This is a genomic window from Mycobacterium venezuelense (assembly GCF_054919535.1).
On sequence record NZ_JBONDW010000020.1, the window covers coordinates 18,964 to 43,904 of the forward strand.

At 67.7% G+C, this 24,941-nt stretch carries 20 protein-coding genes; 12 read left to right on the forward strand and 8 right to left on the reverse strand.

Annotated features, from left to right (window positions below):
• The first annotated feature begins 121 nt into the window (after window positions 1–121).
• Complete coding sequence (locus ACRCUN_RS26985) at window positions 122–1,210, forward strand: methyltransferase (RefSeq protein ID WP_462144691.1); 1,089 nt, start codon at window positions 122–124, stop codon at window positions 1,208–1,210.
• Between the two features lie 72 nt (window positions 1,211–1,282).
• Here the strand turns inward: ACRCUN_RS26985 and ACRCUN_RS26990 are convergent, their stop codons facing one another.
• From ACRCUN_RS26990 to ACRCUN_RS27000, 3 genes are read right to left on the reverse strand one after another with little or no spacing between them, the layout of a single operon-like run.
• On the reverse strand, window positions 1,283–1,903 hold the full coding sequence (locus tag ACRCUN_RS26990) for a TetR/AcrR family transcriptional regulator (protein WP_067848364.1): 621 nt from the start codon (window positions 1,901–1,903) through the stop codon (window positions 1,283–1,285).
• Between the two features lie 16 nt (window positions 1,904–1,919).
• Window positions 1,920–2,792: a MurR/RpiR family transcriptional regulator gene (locus ACRCUN_RS26995; protein ID WP_462144692.1), complete on the reverse strand. Its 873-nt coding sequence runs from the start codon at window positions 2,790–2,792 to the stop codon at window positions 1,920–1,922.
• Window positions 2,793–2,797: 5 nt separating this feature from the next.
• A complete protein-coding gene (locus ACRCUN_RS27000) occupies window positions 2,798–3,595 on the reverse strand; it encodes a class II glutamine amidotransferase (RefSeq protein ID WP_462144693.1) in 798 nt (265 codons plus the stop codon).
• A gap of 114 nt (window positions 3,596–3,709) precedes the next feature.
• On the opposite strand from ACRCUN_RS27000, the gene ACRCUN_RS27005 reads away from it, so the two are divergent.
• The 5 genes from ACRCUN_RS27005 to ACRCUN_RS27025 are packed head-to-tail and all read left to right on the forward strand — an operon-like array spanning window position 3,710 to window position 10,458.
• Window positions 3,710–5,029, forward strand: coding sequence for a type I glutamate--ammonia ligase (locus ACRCUN_RS27005; RefSeq protein ID WP_462144694.1), 1,320 nt, complete (start codon window positions 3,710–3,712; stop codon window positions 5,027–5,029).
• A 21-nt stretch (window positions 5,030–5,050) separates the two neighbouring features.
• Window positions 5,051–6,544, forward strand: coding sequence for an APC family permease (locus tag ACRCUN_RS27010; protein ID WP_462144695.1), 1,494 nt, complete (start codon window positions 5,051–5,053; stop codon window positions 6,542–6,544).
• A complete protein-coding gene (locus ACRCUN_RS27015; protein WP_462144696.1) occupies window positions 6,541–7,836 on the forward strand; it encodes an aspartate aminotransferase family protein in 1,296 nt (431 codons plus the stop codon). Before ACRCUN_RS27010 ends, ACRCUN_RS27015 begins: the two co-directional genes overlap by 4 nt.
• On the forward strand, window positions 7,823–9,007 hold the full coding sequence (locus tag ACRCUN_RS27020) for an amidohydrolase family protein (protein WP_462144697.1): 1,185 nt from the start codon (window positions 7,823–7,825) through the stop codon (window positions 9,005–9,007). The genes ACRCUN_RS27015 and ACRCUN_RS27020 overlap by 14 nt, the downstream gene beginning before the upstream one ends.
• Window positions 9,004–10,458: an aminotransferase class I/II-fold pyridoxal phosphate-dependent enzyme gene (locus tag ACRCUN_RS27025; RefSeq protein ID WP_462144698.1), complete on the forward strand. Its 1,455-nt coding sequence runs from the start codon at window positions 9,004–9,006 to the stop codon at window positions 10,456–10,458. The genes ACRCUN_RS27020 and ACRCUN_RS27025 overlap by 4 nt, the downstream gene beginning before the upstream one ends.
• A gap of 3 nt (window positions 10,459–10,461) precedes the next feature.
• On the opposite strand, the gene ACRCUN_RS27030 is transcribed toward ACRCUN_RS27025, so the two are convergent.
• Both ACRCUN_RS27030 and ACRCUN_RS27035 read right to left on the reverse strand, forming a co-directional pair.
• On the reverse strand, window positions 10,462–11,610 hold the full coding sequence (locus tag ACRCUN_RS27030) for a glycoside hydrolase family 3 N-terminal domain-containing protein (RefSeq protein ID WP_462144699.1): 1,149 nt from the start codon (window positions 11,608–11,610) through the stop codon (window positions 10,462–10,464).
• 11 nt (window positions 11,611–11,621) lie between these two features.
• Window positions 11,622–11,924, reverse strand: coding sequence for a hypothetical protein (locus ACRCUN_RS27035; RefSeq protein WP_462144700.1), 303 nt, complete (start codon window positions 11,922–11,924; stop codon window positions 11,622–11,624).
• Window positions 11,925–11,956: 32 nt separating this feature from the next.
• Between ACRCUN_RS27035 and ACRCUN_RS27040 the strand changes: the two genes are divergently transcribed.
• Together ACRCUN_RS27040 and ACRCUN_RS27045 are read left to right on the forward strand one after the other, a co-directional pair.
• Window positions 11,957–12,130: a DUF2613 domain-containing protein gene (locus tag ACRCUN_RS27040; protein WP_018602702.1), complete on the forward strand. Its 174-nt coding sequence runs from the start codon at window positions 11,957–11,959 to the stop codon at window positions 12,128–12,130.
• Window positions 12,131–12,164: 34 nt separating this feature from the next.
• Window positions 12,165–16,382 (forward strand): alpha-(1->3)-arabinofuranosyltransferase domain-containing protein, encoded by a 4,218-nt coding sequence (locus tag ACRCUN_RS27045; RefSeq protein WP_462144701.1) that lies wholly within the window; start codon window positions 12,165–12,167, stop codon window positions 16,380–16,382.
• 282 nt (window positions 16,383–16,664) lie between these two features.
• Here the strand turns inward: ACRCUN_RS27045 and ACRCUN_RS27050 are convergent, their stop codons facing one another.
• Entirely contained in the window at window positions 16,665–17,606 is a 942-nt protein-coding gene (locus ACRCUN_RS27050) for a R2-like ligand-binding oxidase (protein ID WP_462144702.1), read from the reverse strand.
• A 48-nt stretch (window positions 17,607–17,654) separates the two neighbouring features.
• Entirely contained in the window at window positions 17,655–19,256 is a 1,602-nt protein-coding gene (locus ACRCUN_RS27055) for an MFS transporter (protein ID WP_462144703.1), read from the reverse strand.
• Window positions 19,257–19,328: 72 nt separating this feature from the next.
• Here ACRCUN_RS27055 and ACRCUN_RS27060 point away from each other — a divergent pair, with 72 nt between their 5' ends.
• A complete protein-coding gene (locus tag ACRCUN_RS27060) occupies window positions 19,329–19,649 on the forward strand; it encodes a GNAT family N-acetyltransferase (RefSeq protein WP_462144704.1) in 321 nt (106 codons plus the stop codon).
• A 54-nt stretch (window positions 19,650–19,703) separates the two neighbouring features.
• Entirely contained in the window at window positions 19,704–20,111 is a 408-nt protein-coding gene (locus tag ACRCUN_RS27065) for a carboxymuconolactone decarboxylase family protein (RefSeq protein ID WP_462144797.1), read from the forward strand.
• A 6-nt stretch (window positions 20,112–20,117) separates the two neighbouring features.
• Here the strand turns inward: ACRCUN_RS27065 and ACRCUN_RS27070 are convergent, their stop codons facing one another.
• On the reverse strand, window positions 20,118–20,990 hold the full coding sequence (locus ACRCUN_RS27070) for a polysaccharide deacetylase family protein (RefSeq protein ID WP_462144705.1): 873 nt from the start codon (window positions 20,988–20,990) through the stop codon (window positions 20,118–20,120).
• 131 nt (window positions 20,991–21,121) lie between these two features.
• Between ACRCUN_RS27070 and ACRCUN_RS27075 the strand changes: the two genes are divergently transcribed.
• The gene (locus tag ACRCUN_RS27075; RefSeq protein WP_462144706.1) at window positions 21,122–23,914 is read left to right on the forward strand and encodes a helix-turn-helix transcriptional regulator; all 2,793 of its coding nucleotides are present in this window, start codon (window positions 21,122–21,124) and stop codon (window positions 23,912–23,914) included.
• 55 nt (window positions 23,915–23,969) lie between these two features.
• Window positions 23,970–24,941: a phosphotriesterase family protein gene (locus tag ACRCUN_RS27080; protein ID WP_462144707.1), complete on the forward strand. Its 972-nt coding sequence runs from the start codon at window positions 23,970–23,972 to the stop codon at window positions 24,939–24,941.

The window sequence follows — 24,941 nt, forward strand, 5'->3', positions numbered from 1 at the left end:
GTGGGAACTGAGGGCATCAACACGCCTTAATGATAATCGTTTTCATTAAGGCGTTGCGCAGCACCCCTGGCAACTTTTCCGTCCGGCCGCCAAGACACGCGCGCTGCCCTACATTCATCCGGTGACTACCGCCAAGGTGCCTCCCGTCGGCCTGGTCCGCGCCGCCGAACGCGTCCGCCATCACCTGCGCAGGCTCTACCAGCGAACAGCCCCACCGCCCGCGGTGATGCTTGAGTTGATCCTCTCCGCCTGGGTGGCGCAGGGCATCACCGTCGCAGCAGAGCTCGGCGTCGCCGATGCGCTCGCCGACGGTCCCCTGAAGCCGGATGAGCTGGCCCGCCGGGTCGACGCCAATGCCGACGCGCTGGACCGGCTCATGCGGGCACTGGTCAGCGAAGGGGTGTTCCGCCGCACGCGCGACGGACGCTATGCGCTCAACGCGCTCGCCGACAGCCTGCGCAAGGACGCTCCGGTGTCGATCGCGGGAATGGCCCGGTTCGTGGGTTCACCGCAGCATCGCGAGCACTGGAGCCATCTCGGCGACGCCGTACGCACCGGCGAGGCCATCATCCCAAAGCTGCGTGGCAAGGATGCCTTCGACTACATCGGTTCCGAGCCCGAACTCGGTGCGATCTTCAACGATGCCATGACGAGCATCTCGGAATTGGCAATCTCCCCGGTGGTCGCCGCCTACGATTTCAGCCGCTTCGCCACGATCGCCGATGTCGGCGGCGGGCACGGCCGGCTGCTGTCGGCCATCCTCGAAGCGACGCCATCAGCCAATGGTCTGCTCTACGACCTGCCGCAGGTCGTCGAGGGCGCCCCGGCGTTGCTCGGCAGGTACGGCACCGCGGATCGGGTGCACGTGCTCCCCGGGTCGTTCTTCGAACGCGTGCCCGAGGGCGCCGACGCCTACCTCATGAAGAACATCATTCACGACTGGCCCGACGAGCAGGCGCTGACGATCTTGCGCAACGTGCGCGCCGCCGCAGTGCCAGGCACCACGCTGCTGCTCATCGAGGGCGTCATCCCCGACCACGACCGGGAGTTCATCGGCAAGTGGACCGATATGGAGATGCTCATCGGCATCGCGGCCCGCGAGCGTACCGAGGCCGACTATCGCAAGCTCTACGAGCAGGCCGGGTTCCGGCTGACCCGCGTGGTGCCGACAGCGTCACCGTTCAGTTTGGTTGAGGGACAGGCGGTCTGAGATGACCGAGCGTGCACACAGATCGGCGAACTGGCGAATTCTACGATCTGAGCGCACGCTCGGCGATACGGGCTAGCCCGCAGCGCGGTCCGGGTTCGCGTCGGACGGCGTGCCCTTCAAACCGCGCCAGAACAGGTTGATCATCAACTCGGCGGCTTCGTTGACGTCGGCGTCGCCAGTGCTGACCCGGGTCGCGATGGCCTCACCCGCACCGACCAGTGCGACGGCCATCATCTCGAAGTCGCTGTCGGGCTGAGGATTACGGGTACCCGTGCTCAACAGCCTTGCCACCAGGTCGATGATGCGCTCGCGGCCCTCCCGCACGGTGTGAGCGAACGCCTGCGAACTCGTGGCCTGGGTGTAGAGCACCATCCAGGAGGCGCGGTTGGTGTCGATGTAGGTCAAAAATGACCGCACCGCGTTGCGCAGCAGGTCCTTCGGGCTCTGGGTGAAGTCGATCTGGCCGCGCACCACGTCGACGAACCGGGTCAGCTCACGGTTCAGGCAGGCTCCGAACAACTCCTCCTTGGAGCCGTAGTACAGGTACAGCATCGGTTTGGAGATCTCGGCCTCGGCCGCGATCGCGTCCATCGAGGTCTCGTGATAACCGTTGACCGAGAACATCTGTACCGCGGCATCGAGCATCTGCTGTTCGCGCACGGCGCGCGGGAGCCGCTTCGTTCCACCAGCCATCCGAACAGGGTATCTGTCAGGGCAGCAACTCCGTACGCCGTTGCTCTTCCCACAGTGCCATGCGGGTGCGTGCGGGTTCGCCGACGGCGTCCATGACGAGCGGTATGAGCAGTTCGGTGAGCAGGAATCCCGCCGCCATGCTCTGGTAGGTCGTACCGACGGTGCTCGACGCCGCGAGCACCACCTCGGCGTCGGGTGCCACGGGGCAGGCCAGGTCGTCGGTGATGAGCAGCACGGTCGCGCCGGCCCGGTGCACGCGCCCGGCCAGGACGGCGGCGCTGCGCTCGTAGCGGTGGTAGTCGAACAACACGAGTACGTCGGTGCGCGACAGTTCCAGCAACGCACCGAGGTCGCGCCCGGTCGGATCGGTGAGCACCCGCACACCGGGCCGCAGTTGCTCGAGGTGGGCGGCCAGGTGCACGGCCAGCAGCTGCGAGAACCGGCCGCCGTGCAGGTAGAGGGTGCGACCGGTGTCCGCCAGCAGCGCCACCGCGGCTTCCAACGCGGATTCCGGGAGCATCGCCAACGTGTCAGCGGCCCGTTCGTTCTGCGCGCGGGCCTGCTGCAACAAGCGATCGAGCATGCTGCCGGCAGGCGGCGCATCGGGAAGCCGCGTGATCGGCCCGCTCGATCTCGCCGACAGCTCGGCACGTAATGCCACCTGCAGATCGGCGAAGCCCTCGTAGCCGAGTGACTGCGCGAATCGCAGCACGGTCGGCGGACTCACCTCGGCTCGTTCGGCGAGCCGGGCCGCGCTGGCGAGACCCGCGCTCGGATAGTCGGCCAGCAACGCCCGCCCGACCCGTCGCTCGGCCTTGCTCAGTGACGGTAGCGCCGCCGTCGCACGCGCCTCCACCGTCGCCTCGCCGTTAGCGGAATCTCCTGACACGCTTCTCAATCTGCCATGACCGGTACCGAAGTCATCGACAAGTCACTCATCGAGATTGCGGTGACGCTCTCGGGCGGCAACGGCTGCCAATCCAAATCCCCGAAACCGGTGGATCCCACCACGACTGTGCCGTCGGCGGGGCGGGCCCACCGCAAAGCGAAGTAGTCCTCGAGATGCTCGGTCGGCAGCTCGGCGGCGGTGATCTCCTCGACGTCCTCGTCGGGCAGAAAGCTGTGCGCGTGCGCGTGCACGGCGATCAACTGACCCTCCCCGAGCACGAGCGCGTTGAGGCTCGCTTCCGGGTAGATCGGCCGCAACTGCGCCACCGCGCGCCGGACCGCCTCGGGCAGATCGGGCGCCGTACGGCGGTGTTGCCGGATGACGCCGAAGTAGCGCTCGCTGTCGGTCGTGCCCCGCATCGACGCGGCGATGTCTGGTTTGAGCATGTCGTCGAGTGGACCGGCCGGCTTGATGGATCCGTTGTGCGCCATGGCAACTCCGCCGACGACAAAGGGATGCGAGTTCTGCGGTTCGACGGCGAGCCCGTTGGTGGCCCAACGCAGATGCACCATGCTCGCGAGTGCGGGCGGGCGCCGCACCGCTGAATCGAACGCGGGATCGTCGAGCGCGCTACCCGCCGAGACCTCGACGCCCGGCGCGTCCCCGGCCTGCTCGATCCGCGCGATGCCCCAGCCGTCACCGTGTACGCGCGTCAATGCGACGAAGTCCTTGAGGACATGGGCGCCGACGGCATCCGAGACGGAGATCGGTGTCGTCGACACCACGCCCAGCAGTCGGCACATCGATCGCCCCTCCCCGCGCAAAATTTAACGAATCGAACCTATAGCGCTCATATTAAAGAATATGAAACATTTATGACATAGCGTGCTCGCAGACTCAGACCGTCAGGAGGACCTATGCCGGCAGCCGTCACGCCACGCATCGATGCACTGCGTGCAGAAGGCGTCGAGATCGTGGCCGGATCGCTGACCGACCTGGCAGGTGTAACCCGCGCCAAATATGTTCCACTGCAGCGAGTTTCCGCGTTCGAAGAATCCGGCATGGGAGTCTCGCCGTCATGGAGCGTGTTCTGCGCGGACAGCGGAATCGCCTTCACGCCGACCATCGGCGTGGTCGGCGACCAGCGGATCCGCATCGACGCCACCGAGCTGCGGCTCGTCGAGGAGGGAATCGCATGGGCGCCCGCGAGCCTGTACGACCAGCAGGGCAACCCCGCCCCACTGTGCGCCAGGTCGCTGTTGGCCGCCACTGAACGCTCCGCGTCCGCGCGTGGCCTCAACGTGCTCGTCGGCGCAGAGCTCGAATGCACGTTGCTCGCACCGGACGGCGGGCACGCCACCACGGCCAACTGGTCGCCCTACGGCATCCGCACGTCGCTGGACCGGTCGGCCTTCCTCGTCGACCTTGCCGCCGCGGCCGCCCGCGCCGGTCTTGCCGTCGAACAACTTCACACCGAGTACGGCCATGACCAGCTCGAGGTGTCGTTGGCGCCTGCGACGCCGGTGGCAGCGGCCGACGCAGTCATCCTGGCGCGCATCGTGATCGGCCGGGTCGCGGCGCGTCACGACATGACGATCTCGTTCTCTCCCGTGCCCTTCGCCGGCGAGGCGGGCAACGGGGCGCATCTACACCTGTCACTGGCCGACGACGACGGCCCGCTGCTGTCGGGTGGCGACGGACCACACGGCATGAGACCGTCCGGATGCTCGGCCGTCGCGGGTGTGCTCGCCGGCCTGCCCGATCTGGTTGGCGTGTATGCCGGTTCGGTGCTTTCGGCATCGCGGCTCAAGCCGGGTAACTGGGCGGGTGCCGCCAAATGCTGGGGGCTGGAGAACCGGGAGGCGGCGGTCCGGTTCATCGCGGCGACCCCGGGAAATCCGCACGGCGCCAATGTCGAACTGAAAATTATCGATCCCACCGCCAACCCGTATCTCGCCGCGGCGGCCCTACTGGGCAGCGCACTGCGTGGCATCGAGAAAGACCTGCGGTTGCCCGCCGAGGTGACCGACGATCCGGCCAACAGCGAAGCCAGACCGCTACCGGCAGATCACCGCACGGTCATCGAGCTATTGGAATCCTCGGCGCTCGCCGCCGAACTGCTCACTCCGGCGGTCGTCGAAGGACTGGTGGCCGTGCGACGGCATGAGCTGGTCACCTACGGCGACCGCCCGCCCGCCGAGACCTGCCAGGCCCTGCGCCTGGCGTGGAGCTGCTGACCCCACCGAAGGAGACACTCGATGACCACCAGTGCCACACCGGAAGCCGATCAACTGCCACACCGGCGTCTACCGTTCTGGGTGGCGCTGGCGCTGTCGGTTGCCACGGTGGGTCCGACCCTTGCCATGTCCGGAAACGGGCAGGGGCTGATCGGCACCGTCGGCAAGGCCATCCCGCTGGTGTTTCTGATCGGCCTGGTCGGCGTCTCGCTGGTCGGCTACAGCTTCGTGCGGCTCACCCGGCATCTCAATCACGCCGGATCGGCCTATGCACTGGTCGGCGGAACCGTCGGGCCGCGCACCGGCTTCTTCTCGGGATTCGCCATGCTCGGCGCCTACGTGGGGTTCTCCATCGGAACACTGGCGCTGACAGCGGCTTTCACCAACGCGTTCATCGCACAACTGCAGCCGGGCAGCGAAACCCCTTACCAGTTACCGTGGTTGGTGGTCGTCGTGATCGGTGCGGTGATCTCGTTCGCACTGGCCGGGCGTGACATCAGGCTGCTGGCCAAGATCCTGCTCGGCATCGAGGGCATCGGCATCGTCGCGATGGTCGTGCTGGTCGTCGTGATCTTCGCGCGCGGCGGCGCCCAGACCACCGGCATCGACTTCAGCGTGTTCTCGTTCTCCGGCGGCGGCGTCTCGGCCTCGGCAGTCCTCAGCGGTGTGGTGGCCGCGTTCCTGTCGTGGGCCGGTTTCGAGGCCTGCGCGTCGATGGGTGAGGAGACCGACAACCCGGGCCGCAACATCCCACGCGCCCTCGGTGGCACCTTGGTCCTGACCGGCGTGCTGTTCGTGGTCGTGATGTTCGCGCAGGTGATCGGCTTCGGCACCGACGAGGCCGGGCTCGCGGCCTTCCAGAGCTCCGGTAACACATTGGGCGACTTGGGCTCCAGTTACATCGGGCAGTGGTTCTCGCTGCTGATCATCTTCACCGCGACGGTCGCGGCCTTCGGCTGCCACATGGCCACCGCCGCGACATCTGGCCGCATGCTCTACGCGTTCGGCCGCGACGGCTTCGGCCCGAAATCGTTGGCGCACATCCACGAGGCGACCGGCGGCCCACGGCGCGCCTCGTGGCTCGTTGTCGGTCTGGCCCTGGTGATCAACCTGATCTGCGGCGCGGTCGGCTGGCCTGACATGGGCACCGGCAACGACGCGATCGACACCTATTTCCTGTTCGCGGTGGCCGGTTCGGTGTGCCTGATGGTGTGCTACCTGCTGGTCGAGATCGCCGCGGCCTGGTTCGTCGGCGCACCCAAGTTTGTCGATGTGCACGGAGGTCGGGGCAAGGTGCTGGGCCTCGCGCTGCCGTTGCTGGGCGCCGTGGTGATCGCGGTGGTGTTGTGGTTCAACGTCAAGGACGCCGAAACGTGGACCGCCGCGCCGTTGTTGGGGCTGTACTGGTGTGCCGTCGGCCTCGTGATCGCGTTGGCCGCGTCGGGGATCGCCAAACGCGTCGGTGAATCGTTGACCGCCGAGCTGGCTCTGACACCGCCGGTGGAGGTGAGGTGAGCACGCTCTACGAGCGCGACGAAGCCGTCATCGCCGGGATCGAGAAGCTGCGGTTCTTCCCGCTGGAGGTGGTTTCGGGGCACGGTTGCACGCTCGTCACCCCCGATGGCCGTGAACTGCTCGACCTTTCGGCAACGTGGACCGCGTCCGGGCTGGGCCACGGGCACCCGGCTGTCGCCGAAGCGGTCAGCCGGGCCGCGCGCGACGCGCCCGGAGCAGGCGGCCTGTCGGCGGTTCATCCCGACTCGGTCGGCCTGGCCGAGGATCTGCTTGCCATGGTGCCGGGAACCGGTGAGCGCCGGGTATACCTGGGCCATGCCGGGTCCGACGCCAACGACGTCGCCTTGCGGGCCTGCAGACACGCGACCGGACGCCGCACGGTGCTGGCCTTCGAGCACAGCTACCACGGCGGCGTCGGCGTAGCGATGGGCGTTTCGGGTGTGCACGTCGACGCGGGCGTCCCCGCCGACGCCGACGTGGCATTCCTGCCCTACCCCAACCCATTCCGGCCGGTGAGCGGGGACGTCGGTGCCGACGTCGCGGCCTGCCTCGGCCTTGCCGACCAGCACATGGCCACCGGCACGGTCGCGTGTCTGATCGTCGAGCCGATCCTGTCCGACGGTGGACTGGTCGTGCCGCCCGACGGATTTCTTGCCGACCTGCACGACGTATGCCTGCGCCACGGCGTGCCGATGATCTGCGACGAGGTCAAGATGGGGCTCGGCAGGCCAGGCACGCTGCACGCGTTCGAGCACGACGGCGTCGTACCCGACATCGTCACGTTCGGAAAGGTACTCGGCGGCGGATTGCCGTTGTCGGCGGCGGTGGGCCCCGCCGACATCCTCGACCACCCCGCCGCTTCGGCACTGCTGACCACCGCGGGCAACCCGATCTGCACCGCGGCCGGTCGCGCCGTGCTGGCCACGATCGTCGGTGACGAGCTGCCAGACCGGTCCGCGAAAGTGGGTGCGGCCCTTCGTGATGCGTTGCGCACGCTCGACAACGACGTGATCGGCGACGTGCGGGGCCGTGGGCTGGCCATCGGGTTGGAACTCGTCGATCCCGACACCGGGCAGCCCGATCCCAAGCTGGCCGCCCAGGTGTCCTACCGGGCGTGGGAGCTGGGTGCGGTGGTCTACTACGTCGGAGGCAACGTCCTGGAGATCACGCCACCGCTGATACTGGGTGAAGAGCACGCGACGCGGGCCGCCGAGATCCTCGGTTCGGCCATCGACGACGCGGCCGCGGGAAAGGTCGACGCAGAGGAGGTCGCACGTTATGCCGGATGGTGAGATCGCGGGCGCGCCGATCGATGTTTTCGACGGCGTCGGATCCGCGGTACCGGCCGAACTCGCCGATCACCTGCGTACCGTCCGGCTCGTCGATCACCACGTGCACGGCACATTCGACAAGCCGGTGGACCGGGCCGGGTTCGAGGCGTCCATCAACGAGGGTTCCACCGACCGCATACCGGATTTCATGACGCAGTTCGACTCGCCGCTCGGGTTGTCGATAAGGCGTTGGTGCGCACCCGTTCTCGGCCTGCCTGCCCATGCCGACGCCGACGACTACTGGAAGCGCCGCAGCGAGCTCAGCCCCGACGAACTGTCCGAGCTCATGCTGCCGCTGGCCGGCGTCGAGCGCTGGGTCGTCGACACCGGCTTCAAGGGTGATCTCATCACCACACCGGAGCGGCTCACCGAACTCAGCGGGCGGCCGTCCTCGGCGATCCTGCGGCTCGAACGCCTGGCCGAAGAACGGCTCGAGGGCGGAACACGACCCGAGGAGTTTCCCGACGCGTTCCGCAGCGCACTGGCCGACGCTGCCGCGTCGCCCGACACCGTCGGCACCAAAACGATTGCGGCCTATCGAACCTCGTTCGACATCGACTGGGCCCGACCTGCCGATGCGCAGGTGGTCGAGCATGCACGCGAGCTGGCCGGACGGGACACGCTGCGGCTCGACAGTCCGGTGCTGATCGCGTTCGGTGTGCACGAGGCCGCCGCGCACGGGCTGCCGATCCAGGTCCATGTCGGGTTCGGCGACCGCGACCTCGATCTGCACCGCACCGACCCCATGCTGCTGTTGCCGTTGCTGCGCACCATGACCCCGGTGCCGGTGCTGTTGTTGCACTGCTATCCGTTCCACCGTCAGGCCGGCTATCTGGCCCAGGCCTTCGATCACGTGAATTTCGATGTGGGACTTGGCATCAACTACCTCGGAGTGCGGTCGACGGGTTTGGTGGCCGAGGCGCTCGAGACCGCGCCGTTCGCCAAACAGCTGTATTCGTCGGACGCGTTCGGTCCACCCGAGCTGCACCTGCTCGGCTCGGTGTTGTGGCGCCGCGCGATGGGCCTGGTGCTCGGCGAGTGGGTGCGTGCAGGGGACTGCACGGTCGCCGACGCAATCCGCATCGTCGACATGATCGGGGTGCGCAACGCGAGCCGGGTGTATTCACTGTGAATCACGAGACGGCGCCGTTGTTCGAGGCGCTGCGGCGGTTCGCCGAGCGCGATCAGGCACCGTTCTACAGCCCGGGCCACAAAGGCGGGCGCACGCTCGACCCGTGGTTTCGCGAAAACATTGCGGCCGTTGACCTCAACAACCTTCCCGACACCGACACCCTGCACTGCCCGGAGGGCCCCATCCTGGCCGCCGAGGAACTGATCGCCGACGCGTGGGGGGTCGGCGCGAGCTTCATCCTGGTGCAGGGCTCGACGAGCGGCAACATCGCCGTCGCGCTGTCGGCACTGGCGCCCGGCGAACCTGTTCTGGTGCAACGCAATGCGCACAAGTCGGTGCTCGCGGGCCTGGTGCAGGTCGGGGCCCTGCCGGTCTGGCTCGAACCTCGCTGGGACGGCAGATTCGGCGTTGCGCACGGATTGGACGCCGACGTGGTCGAGCGGGCCTTCATCGAGACGGGTGCGAAAGCCCTGTGGGCGCTGCACCCGACGTATTACGGCACCACCGCCGACATCGAGGCACTCGCGGCGCTGTGCCGGAGGTTCGGCGCGAGGCTCCTGGTCGACGGAGCTCACTCACCGCACTTCGGGTTCCATCCCGAGCTCCCGGTGGCCGCCGAGCGGGCCGGTGCGAGCGCGACCGTTCAGTCGGTGCACAAGATCCTGTCCGGGCTGAGCCAGGCCGCGGTGCTGCACATCGACCCGACCGATATGGATGTTGCCGCCGTGCGCCGCGCACTGCAGTTGATCCAGACCACGAGCCCGCATTTCGCGATCATGGCGTCGATCGATCTGGCCCGCCGCCAGATGATGGTGAGCGGACGGGAGATGCTGGATGCCGCGTTGGATCGGGCCAGGCGTGTGGCAGCCCGGCTGGCCGCGATCGACGGCCTGCAGGTGCTGCGGCCTGGTGACGCGGACGGCGCAGGCACCGGCTTTCACGCGCTCGATGAAACGAAGCTGCTCATCGGCACGCGCGGCCTGGCCGCCGACGCCCGCGACCTTGTCGCGCGGCTCAACAGCCGGCACGGCGTCCAACCCGAACTGAGCGGGCCCGGCCACGTGCTCTGCATCTCGACCATCGGCAATACCGATACCGACATGGACCGCCTGGTGTCCGGATTCACCGAGGTCGCGGAATGGTCGGGCCCCAGCGCGGGGCCCGCGAGCGCAGACGAGACGTTGATCGCCGATCTGCTGGCATTCCGTGCCGACGCGGTGCTGACCCCGCGCGAAGCCTTTTTCGCCGCGTCGGCCGCGGTGCCGTTCACGCAGGCGACCGACCGCATAGCGGCCGAGGCCATCACGCCCTATCCGCCCGGCATTCCCCTCGTGATGCCCGGTGAACGTCTGACCCCCGATGTCATCGGATTGCTCACGGCGCTGCGGACGGCACGCAACCCGATCAGCGCATCGGACCCGGAACTGGGCACCGTCACCGTCGTGAAGTGAGCGTCAGCCGCAGCGGATTCCGCCCTTGGCGGCGGCCACGCGCTGCAGCGAAGCATCCACGGCCGCCTGGCTGAGATCGCCTGCGGCCAGCGCCTGCTCCAGCCCGTCGAGCACCGCGGGCACCTCGCCGGTGGTGACCCACAGCGCGTTGTCGGCACCGGCCCGCAGTGCGCGCAGGACCGCGTCGGCCACACCGTAGCGCTGGTTGATCGCGGCCATGCTCGACAAGTCGTCGGTGTAGACCACACCGTTGAAACCCGGCCCGCCGTAACCGCCGGACCGCAGCAATTGGTAGGCGGCGGGACTCAGGCTGGCCGGGTCCGAGCCCGTCAGCCCCGGCACCTGCATGTGCCCGACCATGACGGCTACCGGTGCGGCGGTGGTCAGAGTCCGGTACGGAACCAGGTCGTTGCTCTGCAGATCGGCGAGCGGCGGCGTGGACACCGCGCCGGTGTGCGAGTCGCCCGACGCGTGGCCATGGCCGGGGAAGTGCTTGAGGACCGGCAGCACCCCGGCATCGCGCAGGCCACGGGCGTACGCGCCGGCGTATTCGGTGACCACGGCCGGATCATCGCCGAACGAGCGATCGCCGATCGCGGCGCTGTTTCCGGAGACGTCGACGACGGGCGCGAAATCGACCGTGATGCCGAGGCCGCGCATGGCCCGGCCCCGCTCGAGTGCGATGCCGTAAACCTCGTCGGCGGTGCGGGTCTCGGCGAGATCGCGTGCCGATGGTTGGCTGCCGATGAGCGACGACAACCGCGACACCCGACCGCCTTCCTCGTCGACGCTGACCGAAAGCGGCAGCGGCCCCGAGTTGGCGACGATGTCGGCAAGCGAACCGTCGGTCAGCATCGACAGATCCGTCCAACTGCCGACCATGATGCCGCCGACATGCTGGCTGGCGACGATCGCCCGCGCATCGGCGGCGCCGGTGACCCCCACCGTCAGCAGTTGCGCGAGCTTGTCGCGGACCGGCAGGCTCGCCAGATCACAGCTCTGCGGCGCGGCGGGCAACGGCTCATCGGTTGCCACTGGCTGCATGGCGGGCGGTTCGGCCGTCGGTGCGGACTGCGGGCTGCTCGGTGAGGAACAAGCCATCAGCAGTCCGGACATCGCTACGAACGTCGCGAGAAGGCGCGGAGAAGCCATGGGGCCTGACCCTAGCCGGTGGCGAAGCCGTAATCGATCCCCTGCGTGTCGAGCCAGGTCCGCTCGCCGACGGCCATGATGTCGTTGACCTGCGCACACAGCAACTCGACCAGATCTTTGGGGCTCGCGGCGGGATCGGCACCGAGCGCGGCGCACAGCCTCGGAAACTGGTCGGCCGTCACGGTGATGTCGTACTCATACCCGTCGAGGTGGGCCCGGTCGTATCCGCTGAACACCAACGAACCGGCATCGTCGCAGCTGATCCACACCGTGCACGGTCCGGAACGCCAGAACACCCGCTCTTCCGTGGCCACGATCACTATTGTCAGCGTGCTAGGTTGGCCGGGTGAACCGGTTCGTCGTCCCCTCCGCCGCCAGCATCGTGGTCGGCCTGCTCTTGGGCGCGGCTGCCGTCTTCGGTGTGACGCTGATGGTGCAGCAGGATACGAAGCCTCCGCTGCAAGCGGGCGATCCGGCGTCATCGGTACTCAACCGGGTCGAGTACGGCGACCGTACTTAACCCGGCCCCGCCGCTCTCGCGGCGCTGGCTGTGGGTGGTCGCTGCGGCGACACTGGTCCTGACTTTCGCCCAGTCGCCCGGACAGATATCACCCGATACGAAGCTCGACCTCACCGCCAACCCGCTGCGGTTTTTGGCTCGCGCGTTCAACCTGTGGAACAGCGACCTGCCGTTCGGCCAGGCGCAGAACCAGGCGTACGGCTATCTGTTTCCGCACGGCACGTTCTTCCTGGCCGGTGACCTGCTCGGCGTTCCCGGGTGGGTGACGCAGCGACTGTGGTGGGCACTGCTGTTGACGGTCGGCTTCTGGGGTGTGCTGCGGGTCGCCGAAGCCCTTGGCATCGGCAGTCCGAGCTCGCGCATCCTCGGTGCCGTCGCGTTCACACTGTCGCCGCGCGTGCTGACCACACTCGGTGCGATCTCGTCGGAGACGCTGCCGATGATGCTGGCGCCGTGGGTGCTGCTGCCGGTCATCCTCGCGTTGCGCGGGACCCATTCGGTGCGGTTGATGGCTGCGCGGTCGGCGGGTGCGGTCGCGCTGATGGGCGCGGTGAACGCCGTCGCGACCCTCACTGGCTGCCTGGCCGCGGTCATCTGGTGGGCGTGCCATCGGCCGAACCGGCTCTGGTGGCGTTTCACCGCGTGGTGGGCGTTGTGCGCGGTGCTGGCCGTCACCTGGTGGGTGGTGGCGCTGGTGATGCTCGGCCGTATCAGCCCGCCGTTCCTCGATTTCATCGAGTCCTCGGGCGTCACGACGCAGTGGATGTCGCTGACCGAAATGCTGCGCGGCACCGACAGCTGGACGCCGTTCGTGGCGCCAAGCGCGACCGCGGGCGCGTCGCTCGTCACGAGCACGATGGCGGTCCTGGCAACGACCGTGATCGCGGCGGCCGGTTTGGCCGGGCTGGCGCTGCGGTCGATGCCGGCGCGTGGCCGGTTGATCACGATGCTGTTGATCGGCGTGGTGTTCCTGGGCCTCGGCTACTCCGGAGGGCTTGGCTCGCCCGTCGCGCTGCAGGTACAGGCGTTCCTCGACGATGCGGGCACACCCCTGCGCAACCTCGCCAAGCTGGAGCCGGTGATCCGGCTGCCGCTCGCACTCGGACTGGCCCATTTGCTCGGCCGGATCCCCCTGCCAGGCACTTCGCCCCGCGCGGTGTGGCTGCGCGCGTTCGCCCGCCCGGAGCGCGACAAACGGGTCGCGGTGGCCATCGTGGTGCTGGCCGCCCTCGGGGCGGGCACCTCACTGGCCTGGACCGGCCGCCTGACTCCGCCGGGTACGTTCACCGCGATACCCCAGTACTGGCACGACACCGCCGACTGGCTCGACGAACACAACACCGAACGCGGACGGGTGCTCGTCGCGCCCGGTGCGCCGTTCGCCACGCAGGTGTGGGGTAACAGCCATGACGAACCGTTGCAGGTCCTGGGCGAAAGCCCATGGGGCGTACGCGATTCGATTCCGCTGACGCCGCCGGAGACGATTCGGGCCCTTGACTCGGTGCAGCGATTGTTCGCGGCCGGCCGCCCGTCCGCCGGACTGGCCGATACGCTTGCCCGCCAAGGTATCTCGTATGTGGTCGTGCGCAACGACCTCGATCCCGACGTGTCGCGATCGGCCCGGCCGATTCTCGTGCACCGCGCGGTCGAAGGCTCGCCGGGCTTGTCGAAGGTGGCCGAGTTCGGCGATCCGGTGGGCCCGGGAACGCTGGAGGGTTTCGTGGCCGACAGCGGGCTGCGGCCGCGCTATCCGGCGGTGGAGATCTATCGCGTCGACACGGAAAAGAACCCGTCCGCACCGTATCTGGTGGACACCGACGCGATGACGCGCGTGGTGGGCGCCCCGGAGGCCCTGCTGCGCCTCGATGAGCGCCGAAGGTTGTCGGACAAGCCACCGCTGGGTCCGATGCTGCTTGCCCCGGATGCGCAGCGCGCCGGCCTGCCGGTGACCGATGTGGTGGTCACCGACACCCCCACCGCACGCGAGATCGACTACGGGCGCGTCGATGACCACGCGTCGGCCATCCGCACGCCTGACGATGCGCGCCACACCCACAATCGGGTGCCCGACTATCCGGCGGGCGGCGCCGAGCCGGTGTACGGCGCGTGGACCGGCGGTCGATTGTCGGTGTCGAGTTCGGCGGCCGACTCCACCGCCCTGCCCAACGTCGCGCCGGCGACCGGGCCCGCGGCGGCCATCGACAGCGACAGTTCGACCGCGTGGGTGTCCAACGCACTGCAAGCCGCCATCGGCCAGTGGCTGCAGGTCGATTTCGATCATCCGATCACCAATGCCAGCCTGACCATCACGCCGAGTGCGACCGCAGTCGGCGCGCAGGTCCGCCGGATCGAGGTGGCGACGGCGACCGGTACGAGCACCCGCCGGTTCGACACCGCGGGCAAGCCGATCACCATTCCGCTCCCGGTCGGCGAGACGCCGTGGGTCCGTGTCACCGCGGTCGGTACCGACGACGGTTCGGCCGGCGTGCAGTTCGGCATCACCGATCTGGCGATCACGCAGTACGACGCATCGGGCTTTGCTCACCCCGTCAACCTCCGCCATACCGTCGAGGTGCCCGGCCCACCGGCCGGTTCGACTGTGACGCAATGGGATCTGGGTACCGAGCTATTGGGCCGGGCGGGCTGCGCGGACAGCCCGGTCGGTGTGCGCTGCGCGGCCGCGATGGCGCTGGCCTCCGAGGAACCGGTGAACCTCAGCCGCACCCTCACCGTTCCGCAGGCCATGGAAGTCGAACCGACGGTGTGGATTCGAGGCAGGCAGGGGCCCAAACTGGCCGATCTGGTCGCGCAGCCGGGTACCACGAGGGCGTTCGGCGATGCCGACCCCATCGACATCCTTGGTTCGGCCTATGCCGCCACCGACGGCGACCCCCGGACGTCATGGACCGCCTCGCAACGCGTCGTGCAGTACAAGTCTCCCCCGACGCTCACGCTCAAACTGCCCGCCCGAACGGAAGTGGGCGCGCTTCGCATCGTTCCCGGGTCCACACAGCCTCCGGCACATCCGACTCTGGTGGCGATCGATCTCGGTGACGGCCCGCAGATGCACGAACTTCCGGGCAATGGTGAACCACAGACTCTGACGCTCAAGCCGCGGGTGACCGACACCGTCACCGTCTCACTGTTGGCCTGGAACGACATCATCGACCGCACGTCACTCGGGTTCGATCAGCTCAAGCCGCCGGGGCTGGCCGAGCTCACCGTGCTCGACGGCCGCGGCAAGCCGGTGGGCGCGGCCGACGCGGCAGCCAATCGTCAACGGACCGTGTCTCTTCCGTGTGGCCAGGGCCCCATCATCGGGGTCGCCGGACAGTTCATCCAGACGTCGGTGAAGACGACTGTCGGAGCGCTGCTCGACGGCGAGCCGATTCCGGCACAGCCGTGCCGGAGCGAACCGGTCGCTTTGCCTGCCGGGCAGCAGGAGCTGCTGGTCAGTCCGGGCGCCGCATTCATCGTCGACGGTGTGGTGCTGTCCGGTCCCAGGTCAGGGGAACTGCCAACGGCCCCAACCACTCCCGCCGACGCCACGACGTGGTCGCCTGACCACCGTGAGGTACGCGTAAACGCGGCGTCTGCCCAGCGGATCCTGGTGGTGCCCGAAAGCGTGAACCCGGGCTGGACCGCGCGCAACGCCGAAGGCACCGCACTGACCCCGGTGACGGTGAACGGCTGGCAGCAGGGATGGGTGCTGCCCGAAGGGACGGACGGCACCGTGACGCTGTCGTTCGGCTCGAACACGCCTTATCGAATCGGCTTGATCGGCGGTCTGGCGTTGCTGCCGCTCCTGGCGCTGCTGGCACTGTTGCCGGTCCGGCGCCCTACGCCGACCACCGAGCCCGCCCGTCCGTGGGCTCCCGGCCCGCTGATCGCGGGTACGGCGGTGCTGGCCACGGGAGCAGCGATTTCGGGTCTTGCCGGACTGGCCGTGGTTGGCGCTGCGATCGGTGTACGGCACCTGTTGCGCAACCGCGAAAAGTGGTGCGACAAAATCACTCTCGGTGCGGCCGCAGCCGGCTTCCTCCTCGCGGGGGCGGCTTTGAGCCAGAACCCGTGGCGATCGGTCGACGGTTACATCGGGCACTCCCCCGGTGTCCAGTTCCTCGCCCTGATCTCGTTCGCGTTTGTCGCGGCCTCGGTCGTGCCATTGCGGCGAAGTGCCACCGGCAAACCCGATCCACAGGAATCCAGCGAAGCTGACCTCCCGCCGGTCAGCAGTCCGCACCACCCTTGACCAGCAATAGCCGCGGTAGTGGTTGACAAGGCAGGTATCCGGTACCTACGGTACTGACGCACGCCGTTAACGCCGGTTCACGGGTTTGCTAGGTGGGGGAGACCCGGCACCGGCCGCCGCGGCGTGTAGCCAGATCCAGGAAGTTGTTCACCTCCACCGGGGGGAGCCGGTGAATTAGCTGGATCCAGGCGGTTGTGCATGCCCGCGTGCACAAAGCTGTGGTGTCGGCGGCGGAGGGGTTCGCCGACACCACAGCGTGCCCACGGGCCTGCGCAGACCCGATCAAGCAGAAGCCGCCAGGGCCCGCTCATCCTCGTCGGCAAAGGTGTCTTCGAGCTGCAGCGGGGAATAGTCGACATCGATCTCGGCTAGCGGGCGGCCTCGGGCACTGCTGATCGTGCCGAACCGCCGCATTCCCTTGTCGCTGGAGTACTGCAGGAACTCGTCTTCCTCGAGCCCGAACGGAATATCCGGCGCGTAGAGGGCGAAGCCTTCCTCGGTCAGGCGCAGCGCAAGCGGGATGAGTTCGTTCATCCGGGATTCGAACACCGCCCAGTTGGCGTCGTCGGCGGCGACATGACGCCGGCACGTGAAAGTGCCCCACGCCATATGCCGTCGCTCGTCGTCTCCGATGCGCCGGATCAGCTCCTGCATACCGGGAAGAATGTCCCGCTCGACGCAAATCTTGTGCCACGCATAGTATCCCGTGAGCGCCAGCATGCCTTCCACGACGTGGTTGTACACGACGGACGCGCGTACCTGGGCGGCCGGCGACGGATCTGTCGTCAAAGCGCCGAGCGCATCGGGCAGTTCGTCGCAGAAAATCTGTCGGTAGGCCGGGATCTCGTCAAGGTAGCTGTGCAGATCGTCGGTCACCCCGACGGCGTCGAGCCACATCCGGAACACCTGCGTGTGTTTGGCCTCTTCGAACGCGAACTGCGTCAGGTACATCTCGTCGCCGAGGCGGCCTTCTGCGCGCATGGCACTCATGAACGGCTGGATGTCCTTGGTGACCGCTTCCTCGCCCGCGATGAACTCGGCACACAGCCGCGTGGCGTATTCGCGCTCTCGCTCCGTCAGCGCCTCCCAGTCGGCGCGATCACGCGAGAAGTCGATGTCGGCCGGATTCCAGAACTTCGCGTTGCCGCCGGCGAACAGCTTCAGTGGCAGGCTGTTCCAATTCAGGCCACCCGCACCGAGCGAGCCGAATTGCGTCCGTGTCATGAGATCGACCTCCTCCGGGTTCGCCCACCCCTTGTGATTCACCTCACACTATCGCGTCTTCACCGCGATCAGATGGTGTGAGATCGGTTCGCCCTCGATATAGCGTTCGACGGCTTGCTCGATCAGCAGATCCTGACCGGTGAGCCGGGTGTGGTGCTGGCGTAGATGCTCATCCCACGAACGGACCACGAACGCCTCCACGAACGTGGCGGCCCGCTCGCCGCTGCGAAACAGCTGCCACTGCGCCGCGCCGGTCCGCTGCCGTGAGCGGCCGAGCGCGGCCATGGTCGTGAGGAATTCGGGTTCGCGCTCCGGTTCGACCCGGTAGTAGGTCAGCACCACGACGGGACCGTCCGGCGGTTCCGGTTCGAAGACCAGCGCAGGCTCGGGCCAGTGCGCCGAAGGTGTGAGGTCGAGGCTGCCCGTACGCGCATGCAGCGGCCACCAGAGCACCGACAACGCACATCCGGCCAGCAGGGCCGCGCTCACCAACAGGGCGGTGACGCTGCCTGCCGCACCCGCAACGAATCCCCACACCAGCGAGCCGATGGCCTGCCCGCCCATGAAGACCAGCTGATACACCGACAACCCGCGGGCCCGCACCCAGGCTGGCAGGCTCAGCTGCATCGAGGCATTGAGCGTCGACAGCGTCAACAACCAGGCCGCGCCCCCGAGAACCAGCGTCGCCAACACCACCGCCACCTCGTGCACCAACGCCAGCACCGTCGTGGCGACGGCGAAGCCGACCGCCGCGACCACCAGCAGGGTGTTCTGCTCGAACACCGCCTGCAGTCGCGACAACACGAAGGCGCCCAGAACCGCCCCGAGCCCGAGTGCACCAAGCAGAAGCCCGTACCCGGAGGACGACAGGTGCAACTGGTTCTTCGCGATCACCGCGAGCAGTCCCCACAGTGCGCTGCCGGGCACGATGAACAGCACCGCACGCAGCAGGATCCGCCGGATGATCGGTGAGCTGCGGATGAACCGTCCGCCCGCGCTCAGCGCAGCCAACGGCCGTTCCGCGGGAAAAAGCTGCTCGGCGGCAGGGCGGCGCCACATCACCAGCACGGCGACGATACCGATGAACGACACCGCGTTGAGGGCGAACACCAGCGTCGGCCCGGACAACGACACCAATGCGCCCGCGATGGCGGGTCCGATGGCGCGTGCGCCGTTCATACTCATGCTCCCGAGTGCCGCTGCTGCCGGAATCTGTTCGCGGGGAACGAGATCCGGCTGGATGGCCTGCCAGGCGGGAGCGGTGAGCGCCTGTCCGCATCCGATCATGAACAACAAGATCAACAGCACGGTCGGGGTGGCGAGGCCCGCACCGGTAAGCGACGCGAGTGCCGCCACACCCGCGGCCATGGCCCCTTGCGTGGCGATCAGCAGGCGCCGCCGGTCCACCAGATCGGCGAGCACACCGGACGGCAACGCCAACAACATCACCGGCAGCGTCGTGGCGGTCTGGACCAGTGGGACCAGAACGGCGGCACGCGGATCGGCCACGAGCATCCACTGCGCGCCGACGGTCTGCATCCAGGTGCCGAGATTGGAGACGAATTGCGCGATCCACAGTGCGCGGTAGATCGGGGAGGCCAGCGGCGCCCAGGTCGAAGTCGCCGGTGTCCGCGATGCCGGAGCCGTCATGGGCCACTCCCGTGTCGAGCCACCGTCACGATGTTGCCAGGCCGCGCGCACGGCTGCGGCATAGTGAGAACCATGGCTGAAGTTCGCGATATCCCCGATGCCCGCCAGTACGAGATCACCGTCGACGGTGAGCACGCCGGCCTGATCGACTACGTCGACACCGAGGACCAGCGGATCCTCTACCACACCGAAATCGATGACAAGTTCGGCGGCCAGGGACTGGCAGGCACCCTCGTCGAGCACGCGCTGGCCGACACCAGGGCGGCAGGCAAGCGCATCGTGCCGGTATGCCCGTACATCGCCAAGTACGTCAAACGCCACCACGACTACGACGACATTCTCGACACCGTCACACCCGATGCCCTCGCCGCCGTCAAGGCGCAGCAGGGCTGAGAGGTGACCGATCGCATCTACATCGACAAACAGATTCCGTCGGTCTACCAGGCGATGGTCAAGGCCAGCACCGAGTTACGCACCCAGGGCAAAGCCGCGGGTCTGACGCGGACCACGCTCGAACTCGTCAACATCCGGGTATCGCAGATCAACCGGTGCCTGTTCTGCCTCGATCTGCACTCCCATGCCGCGCTGGACGCAGGTGAAACGTCCCAGCGCATCGCGGTGCTGCCCGCCTGGCGGGAAACCGATCTGTTCGACGACGTGGAACGGGCCGCCCTGGAGATCGCCGAAGCGGTGACCCTCGTGGCCGAAACCCATCTGTCCGACGAGCAGTACGCCAGTGTTCGCAAACACCTCACCGACGATCAGGTGTCGGTGCTCATCTACTCGGCGATCACGATCAACGCGTTCAACCGGATCTCGATCATGAGCCGGCATCCCGTGCGCCGCAGGGGCTAGCTGTCGTCAGAAGTCGGCAGGATCGGGCCGTTCGATCGCACGCGGAGTCAGACCGAGGCCGCGCACGTGCTCGGCGATCGCGTGCATGCTGGTCACCCACACGTCGCCGAGAGAAACCACGTATTCGATCAGCGATTCCAGTGCCTTCGCGCGGGACGGCCGCCCCGAAAGGAAGGGGTGGTTGGTGAGCACGAAGCAGCCCTTTTCGGTGCGTATCGCGTCGAATTCGAGGCGCCACATCTTGGCCACCTTGCGCGGGCTCTGGATCGCCCCGGCGGCGAAGAAGTCCGGGATCATGCAGTACTGGTCGAAGTCGTCGAGGGCCCATTGGATGGGTATCTCGACCAGCGGGCCACCGCCGGGGACCGCCAGTTCATAGGGGTGATCGGTGTCCATGAGACTGCTGTCGTACAGGAATCCCCTGTCGCGCAGGAGTTTCGGTGACTGCCAGTTCAACTCCCACATCGGGGCGCGGTACCCCGTCGGCCGGACGCCGGTGACCGTCTCGAGCATGTCCGAGGCCCGGTCCAGCACCGCGAGCTCCTGTTCCTCGGACAGGCCGCGGTTGGACTCGTGCAGATATCCGTGGTTGGCGATCTCGTGACCGTGGTCGACGATCGACCGGATCACGTCCGGATACCGGAACGCGGTATAGCCGGGCACGAAGAACGTCGACGTGATTTCGTGTCGCGCAAGGATCTTCAGTATTCTCGGCACTCCGGTCAGCGGCCCGTACGCCTGGTGACTCATGGCCGACATCCGGTCGGCATGCGCACGGGACAGCCCCAACATGCCGCTCTCGGCATCGACGTCGAACGTGAAGGATGCGGCGCACGAGGCACCGCGGGGCCACGGAACGGGTGCCGCCGGAGTGGTCATGCCCGGACCCTATCGCGGGGAGTGGGCCGACTGAGACTGCCGTACCGCTACTATCTCGTGGGGGGTTCGGACCTGCCTTGACGTCCAGGCGGACAGGCGGCGTCCCCTCAGAGAACGGACGCGCAGGCTTTATGGATACCAAGGGTCGAAAACACCCCCTGCGTGGGCGCGCCGACGAATGCGCGGCGCTGCGCAAGCTGCTGTCGAGTGTCGACGCGTCCGCCAGTCAGGTGCTGGTGCTGCGCGGGGAAGCCGGTGTCGGCAAGACTGCGCTCTTGAGGTTCCTGCGGGATCAGGCGGCGGGTTTCCGCGTCACGCGGATTGCCGGTGTCGAATCAGACATGGAGCTGGCGTTCGCAGGCCTGCAGCAGTTGTGCGCACCGCTGCTCGACCACATCGACGAGCTGCCGGAACCTCAACGTGCCGCGCTGACAGTAGCTTTCGGTCTCGGAGCGGGGCCGCCCCCCGACCGATTCCTCGTCGGGCTCGCGGTGCTGAGCCTGATTGCGGCCGCCGCCGACGACCAACCGCTGCTGTGTGTCATCGACGACGCACAGTGGCTCGACCAGGTGTCGTTACAGACGCTCGCGTTCATCGCGCGCCGGCTGCTTGCCGAACCGATCGGATTCGTCTTCGCCGCACGGGATTACGGGGCTCACGCGTTGGCCGGGCTTCCGGAGCTCGTCATCGAAGGCCTCTCCGACAGCCATGCCCGCGAACTGCTCGACTCGGTAGTGCTCGGCCGCATCGACGAGCATGTGCGTGACCGCATCGTCGCCGAAACCCGCGGGGTACCGCTGGCGCTGCTGGAAGTTCCGCGCAACGTCTCGGCGGCCGAGCTCGCCGGCGGATTCGGCGACATCGCCGCGCACCGTTCAACCGGCCACATCGAAGACAACTTCGTCCGCACGATTGAGTCCCTTCCCGGCGAGACACAGCGACTGCTGCTCGCCGCGGCGGCCGAACCCGTGGGTGACGCGGCGTTGTTCATCCGCGCCGCAGGGGAATTGGGCATACCCGTCAAGGCCCTCACCCCGGCCGAAGCGGCCGGGTTGATCGAGTTCGGTCCGCGAGTGCGCTTCCATCACCCGCTGGTCCGCTCAGCCGTTTACCGCTCTGCCGAGCTCGGTGCCCGCCGCGCCGTTCACCGAGCCCTCGCAGCGGCGACCGATGCCACGCAAGACCCCGATCGCAGGGCCTGGCACGCGGCCAACGCGGCAGCCGGGCCCGATGACGCGGTGGCCGCGGAGCTGGAAGCATCGGCGAACCGCGCCCAGAGCCGGGGCGGTATCGCGGCAGCTGCCGCCTTCCTGGAGCGCGCCGCCGTGCTGAGCGCGAACCCCGCCCTACGCGGCAGCAGAGCAATCGCGGCGGCACAGGCGAAACGCGACGCCGCCGATCCCGGCGCGGCGTACGAGCTCCTCGCGATCGCCGAGCTGTGCCCGTTGTCCGATCTCCAACGTGCACAGGTGGCTCGCCTGCGCGCGCAGATGGAGTTCACCCGCAGCCGCGTCGGTGAACCCGGCGCACCGCAGGTCGGCGAGGCCGCGACACTGCTGTTCGACGCCGCGAGGCGCCTCGAGAACCTCGACGACGAGCTTGCGCGCGAAACGTATCTCGAAGCGCTCGCCGCAGGCATGTTCGCCGGGCGACTGGGCGCATCCGGCGCTTTGACCGTCGCTGCCGAGGCAGCTCAAGCCGCGCTAGGCCGGCTTTCCGAAATCAGTCGGCCCATCGATTTCCTGCTCGCCGGGATGGCCTACCGGCTGACCGGCCGAATCAAGGAATGCGCAGCGCCGCTTCGTACCGCTGTTGAGTTCTGGTGCACGCATGCGCAGCGCGGTGACGGCCAATCGCTGCGCTGGATCACGCTCGCGTTTCCCGTCGTCCAGGAATCCGCCACGGGTGAACTGTGGGACGACGCACTCATGGAACAGCTCGCCGATGTCATGGTCCGCTATGCGCGTGAGACAGGGGCGTTGGCCATCCTGCCGCCCGCCCTCGCCTACCGCGCCGGCGTCCACATCCTCGCCGGCGAATTTTCGTTGGCAGCAACTCTTCTCGAAGAGGCCGAGGCGATCTCGGCGGCAATCGACGACAAGCCCATCAGATACCACCGGCTCCACCTGGCGGCCTGGCAGGGCGTCGCAGCGGACGCCGCGGGGTTGCTGGAAGCGGCGGCGGAGGTCGCCGCCCGCAAAGGAGAAGGCCGGCTGCTCGGCGTGGCCAACGGAATCGGCGCGATTCTCTACAACGGCCTCGGCCGCTACGAAGAAGCGTTCAGCGCCGTGAGCGAAACGTGTGAGTACGACGATCTCGGCTTCGGCGGCTGGTGTCTGTTCGAATTGACCGAAGCCGCGGTGCACAACGGCGAACCCGATGCCGCCGCCCAGGCCGTGCGGCGGCTCGAGGAAACGGCAGGCGGCAGCGGAACCGACTGGGGGCTGGGCGCGCTCGCCAGCGCGCAGGCCATGCTCGCCGACAACGACGAAGCCGACGCGCTGTTCAACGAAGCCATCGAGCGTCTGCAGAGCACCAATGTCGTCGTGCACCTGGCCCGCACCCACCTGCGCTACGGCGAATGGCTGCGTCGCGTCAACCGGCGCCCCGACGCGCGGCGTCAGCTCACCGAGGCCTTCGAGCTGTTCACCCGCATGGGCGCCGAGGGCTTCGCCGAGCGGACCCGTCGTGAACTCGCTGCCAGCGGCGAGAAGGTACGAAAGCAACCCGTGACCTCCGGCGACAGAATGACCGCGCAAGAGGCCCAGATCGCCCGGCTGGCCGCCGATGGCCTGACCAACCAGGAGATCGGAGCCCAACTCTTCATCAGCACCCACACCGTCGAGTGGCACCTCCGAAAGGTCTTCGTCAAGCTGAACATCAGCTCGCGCCGGCAACTGCGCACGATCGAGTGGGCGGACTGATCCGGGCTTATCGGAATCGCCACCGGACCATCCAGACCGCCCTAGCATCGGCCAGGTGCCGACTGTAAACACCGCCAGCGGAACCATCGACACGGCTGACCTCGGTGTCACGCTCATGCATGAACACGTCTTCATCATGTCGACCGAGCTCACCCAGAACTATCCGGAGTCCTGGGGTGACGAGGCAACTCGCGAAGCCGACGCGGTCAACCGGCTCAACGAACTCAAGGCGCGCGGCGTCGATACGATCGTCGACCTCACCGTCATCGGGCTCGGCCGCTACATCCCCCGGATCGCCCGGATCGCCGCCGAAACGGAGCTGAACATCGTCGTCGCGACCGGGCTCTACACCTACAACGACATCCCGATGACGTTTCACTTCCGCGGGCCTGCCATGGGCGGGGCCGAACCGATGACCGAGATGTTCGTGCGCGACATCGACCACGGCATCGCAGACACCGGAATCAAAGCCGCAATCCTGAAGTGCGCCACCGATGAACCGGGCGTCACGCCCGGCGTGGAACGCGTGCTGCGAGCCGTCGCCCAGGCGCACCGCCAGACCGGCGTGCCGATCTCCACCCATACGCACGCGGCGACCCGCCGCGGTCTGGAGCAGCAGCGGATCTTCGCCGACGAGGGCGTCGACCTGTCCCGGGTGGTCATCGGCCACAGCGGCGACACGACCGACATCGGTTATCTGGAAGAGCTCATCGCCAACGGGTCCTACATCGGCATGGACCGGTTCGGGGTGGACGTATTCCTGCCGTTCGCCGAGCGGGTGGAAACCGTCGCCACGATGTGCGAGCGCGGACACGCCGACCGGATGGTGCTCTCGCACGACACCTGGTGTTATTTCGACGCGCTGCCCGACGAGATGACCGGTGCGGCGCTGCCCAACAGCCACTACCTGCACATCCACAACGACGTCATCCCCGCGCTCAAACAACGCGGCGTCACCGACGAGCAGATCACCACGATGCTCGTGGACAATCCCCGCCGGATCTTCGATCGGAAGGGCGGCTACTGA

Bases quoted from the DNA above. Each gene is read 5' to 3' on its own strand.
- ACRCUN_RS27000 (WP_462144693.1), bottom strand. From the start codon at position 3,595: ATGTGCCGACTGCTGGGCGTGGTGTCGACGACACCGATCTCCGTCTCG.
- ACRCUN_RS27020 (WP_462144697.1), top strand. From the start codon at position 7,823: ATGCCGGATGGTGAGATCGCGGGCGCGCCGATCGATGTTTTCGACGGC.
- ACRCUN_RS27030 (WP_462144699.1), bottom strand. From the start codon at position 11,610: ATGGCTTCTCCGCGCCTTCTCGCGACGTTCGTAGCGATGTCCGGACTG.
- ACRCUN_RS27005 (WP_462144694.1), top strand. From the start codon at position 3,710: ATGCCGGCAGCCGTCACGCCACGCATCGATGCACTGCGTGCAGAAGGC.
- ACRCUN_RS26990 (WP_067848364.1), bottom strand. From the start codon at position 1,903: ATGGCTGGTGGAACGAAGCGGCTCCCGCGCGCCGTGCGCGAACAGCAG.
- ACRCUN_RS27075 (WP_462144706.1), top strand. From the start codon at position 21,122: ATGGATACCAAGGGTCGAAAACACCCCCTGCGTGGGCGCGCCGACGAA.
- ACRCUN_RS27060 (WP_462144704.1), top strand. From the start codon at position 19,329: ATGGCTGAAGTTCGCGATATCCCCGATGCCCGCCAGTACGAGATCACC.
- ACRCUN_RS27065 (WP_462144797.1), top strand. From the start codon at position 19,704: ATGGTCAAGGCCAGCACCGAGTTACGCACCCAGGGCAAAGCCGCGGGT.
- ACRCUN_RS27055 (WP_462144703.1), bottom strand. From the start codon at position 19,256: ATGACGGCTCCGGCATCGCGGACACCGGCGACTTCGACCTGGGCGCCG.
- ACRCUN_RS27010 (WP_462144695.1), top strand. From the start codon at position 5,051: ATGACCACCAGTGCCACACCGGAAGCCGATCAACTGCCACACCGGCGT.
- ACRCUN_RS27070 (WP_462144705.1), bottom strand. From the start codon at position 20,990: ATGACCACTCCGGCGGCACCCGTTCCGTGGCCCCGCGGTGCCTCGTGC.
- ACRCUN_RS27050 (WP_462144702.1), bottom strand. From the start codon at position 17,606: ATGACACGGACGCAATTCGGCTCGCTCGGTGCGGGTGGCCTGAATTGG.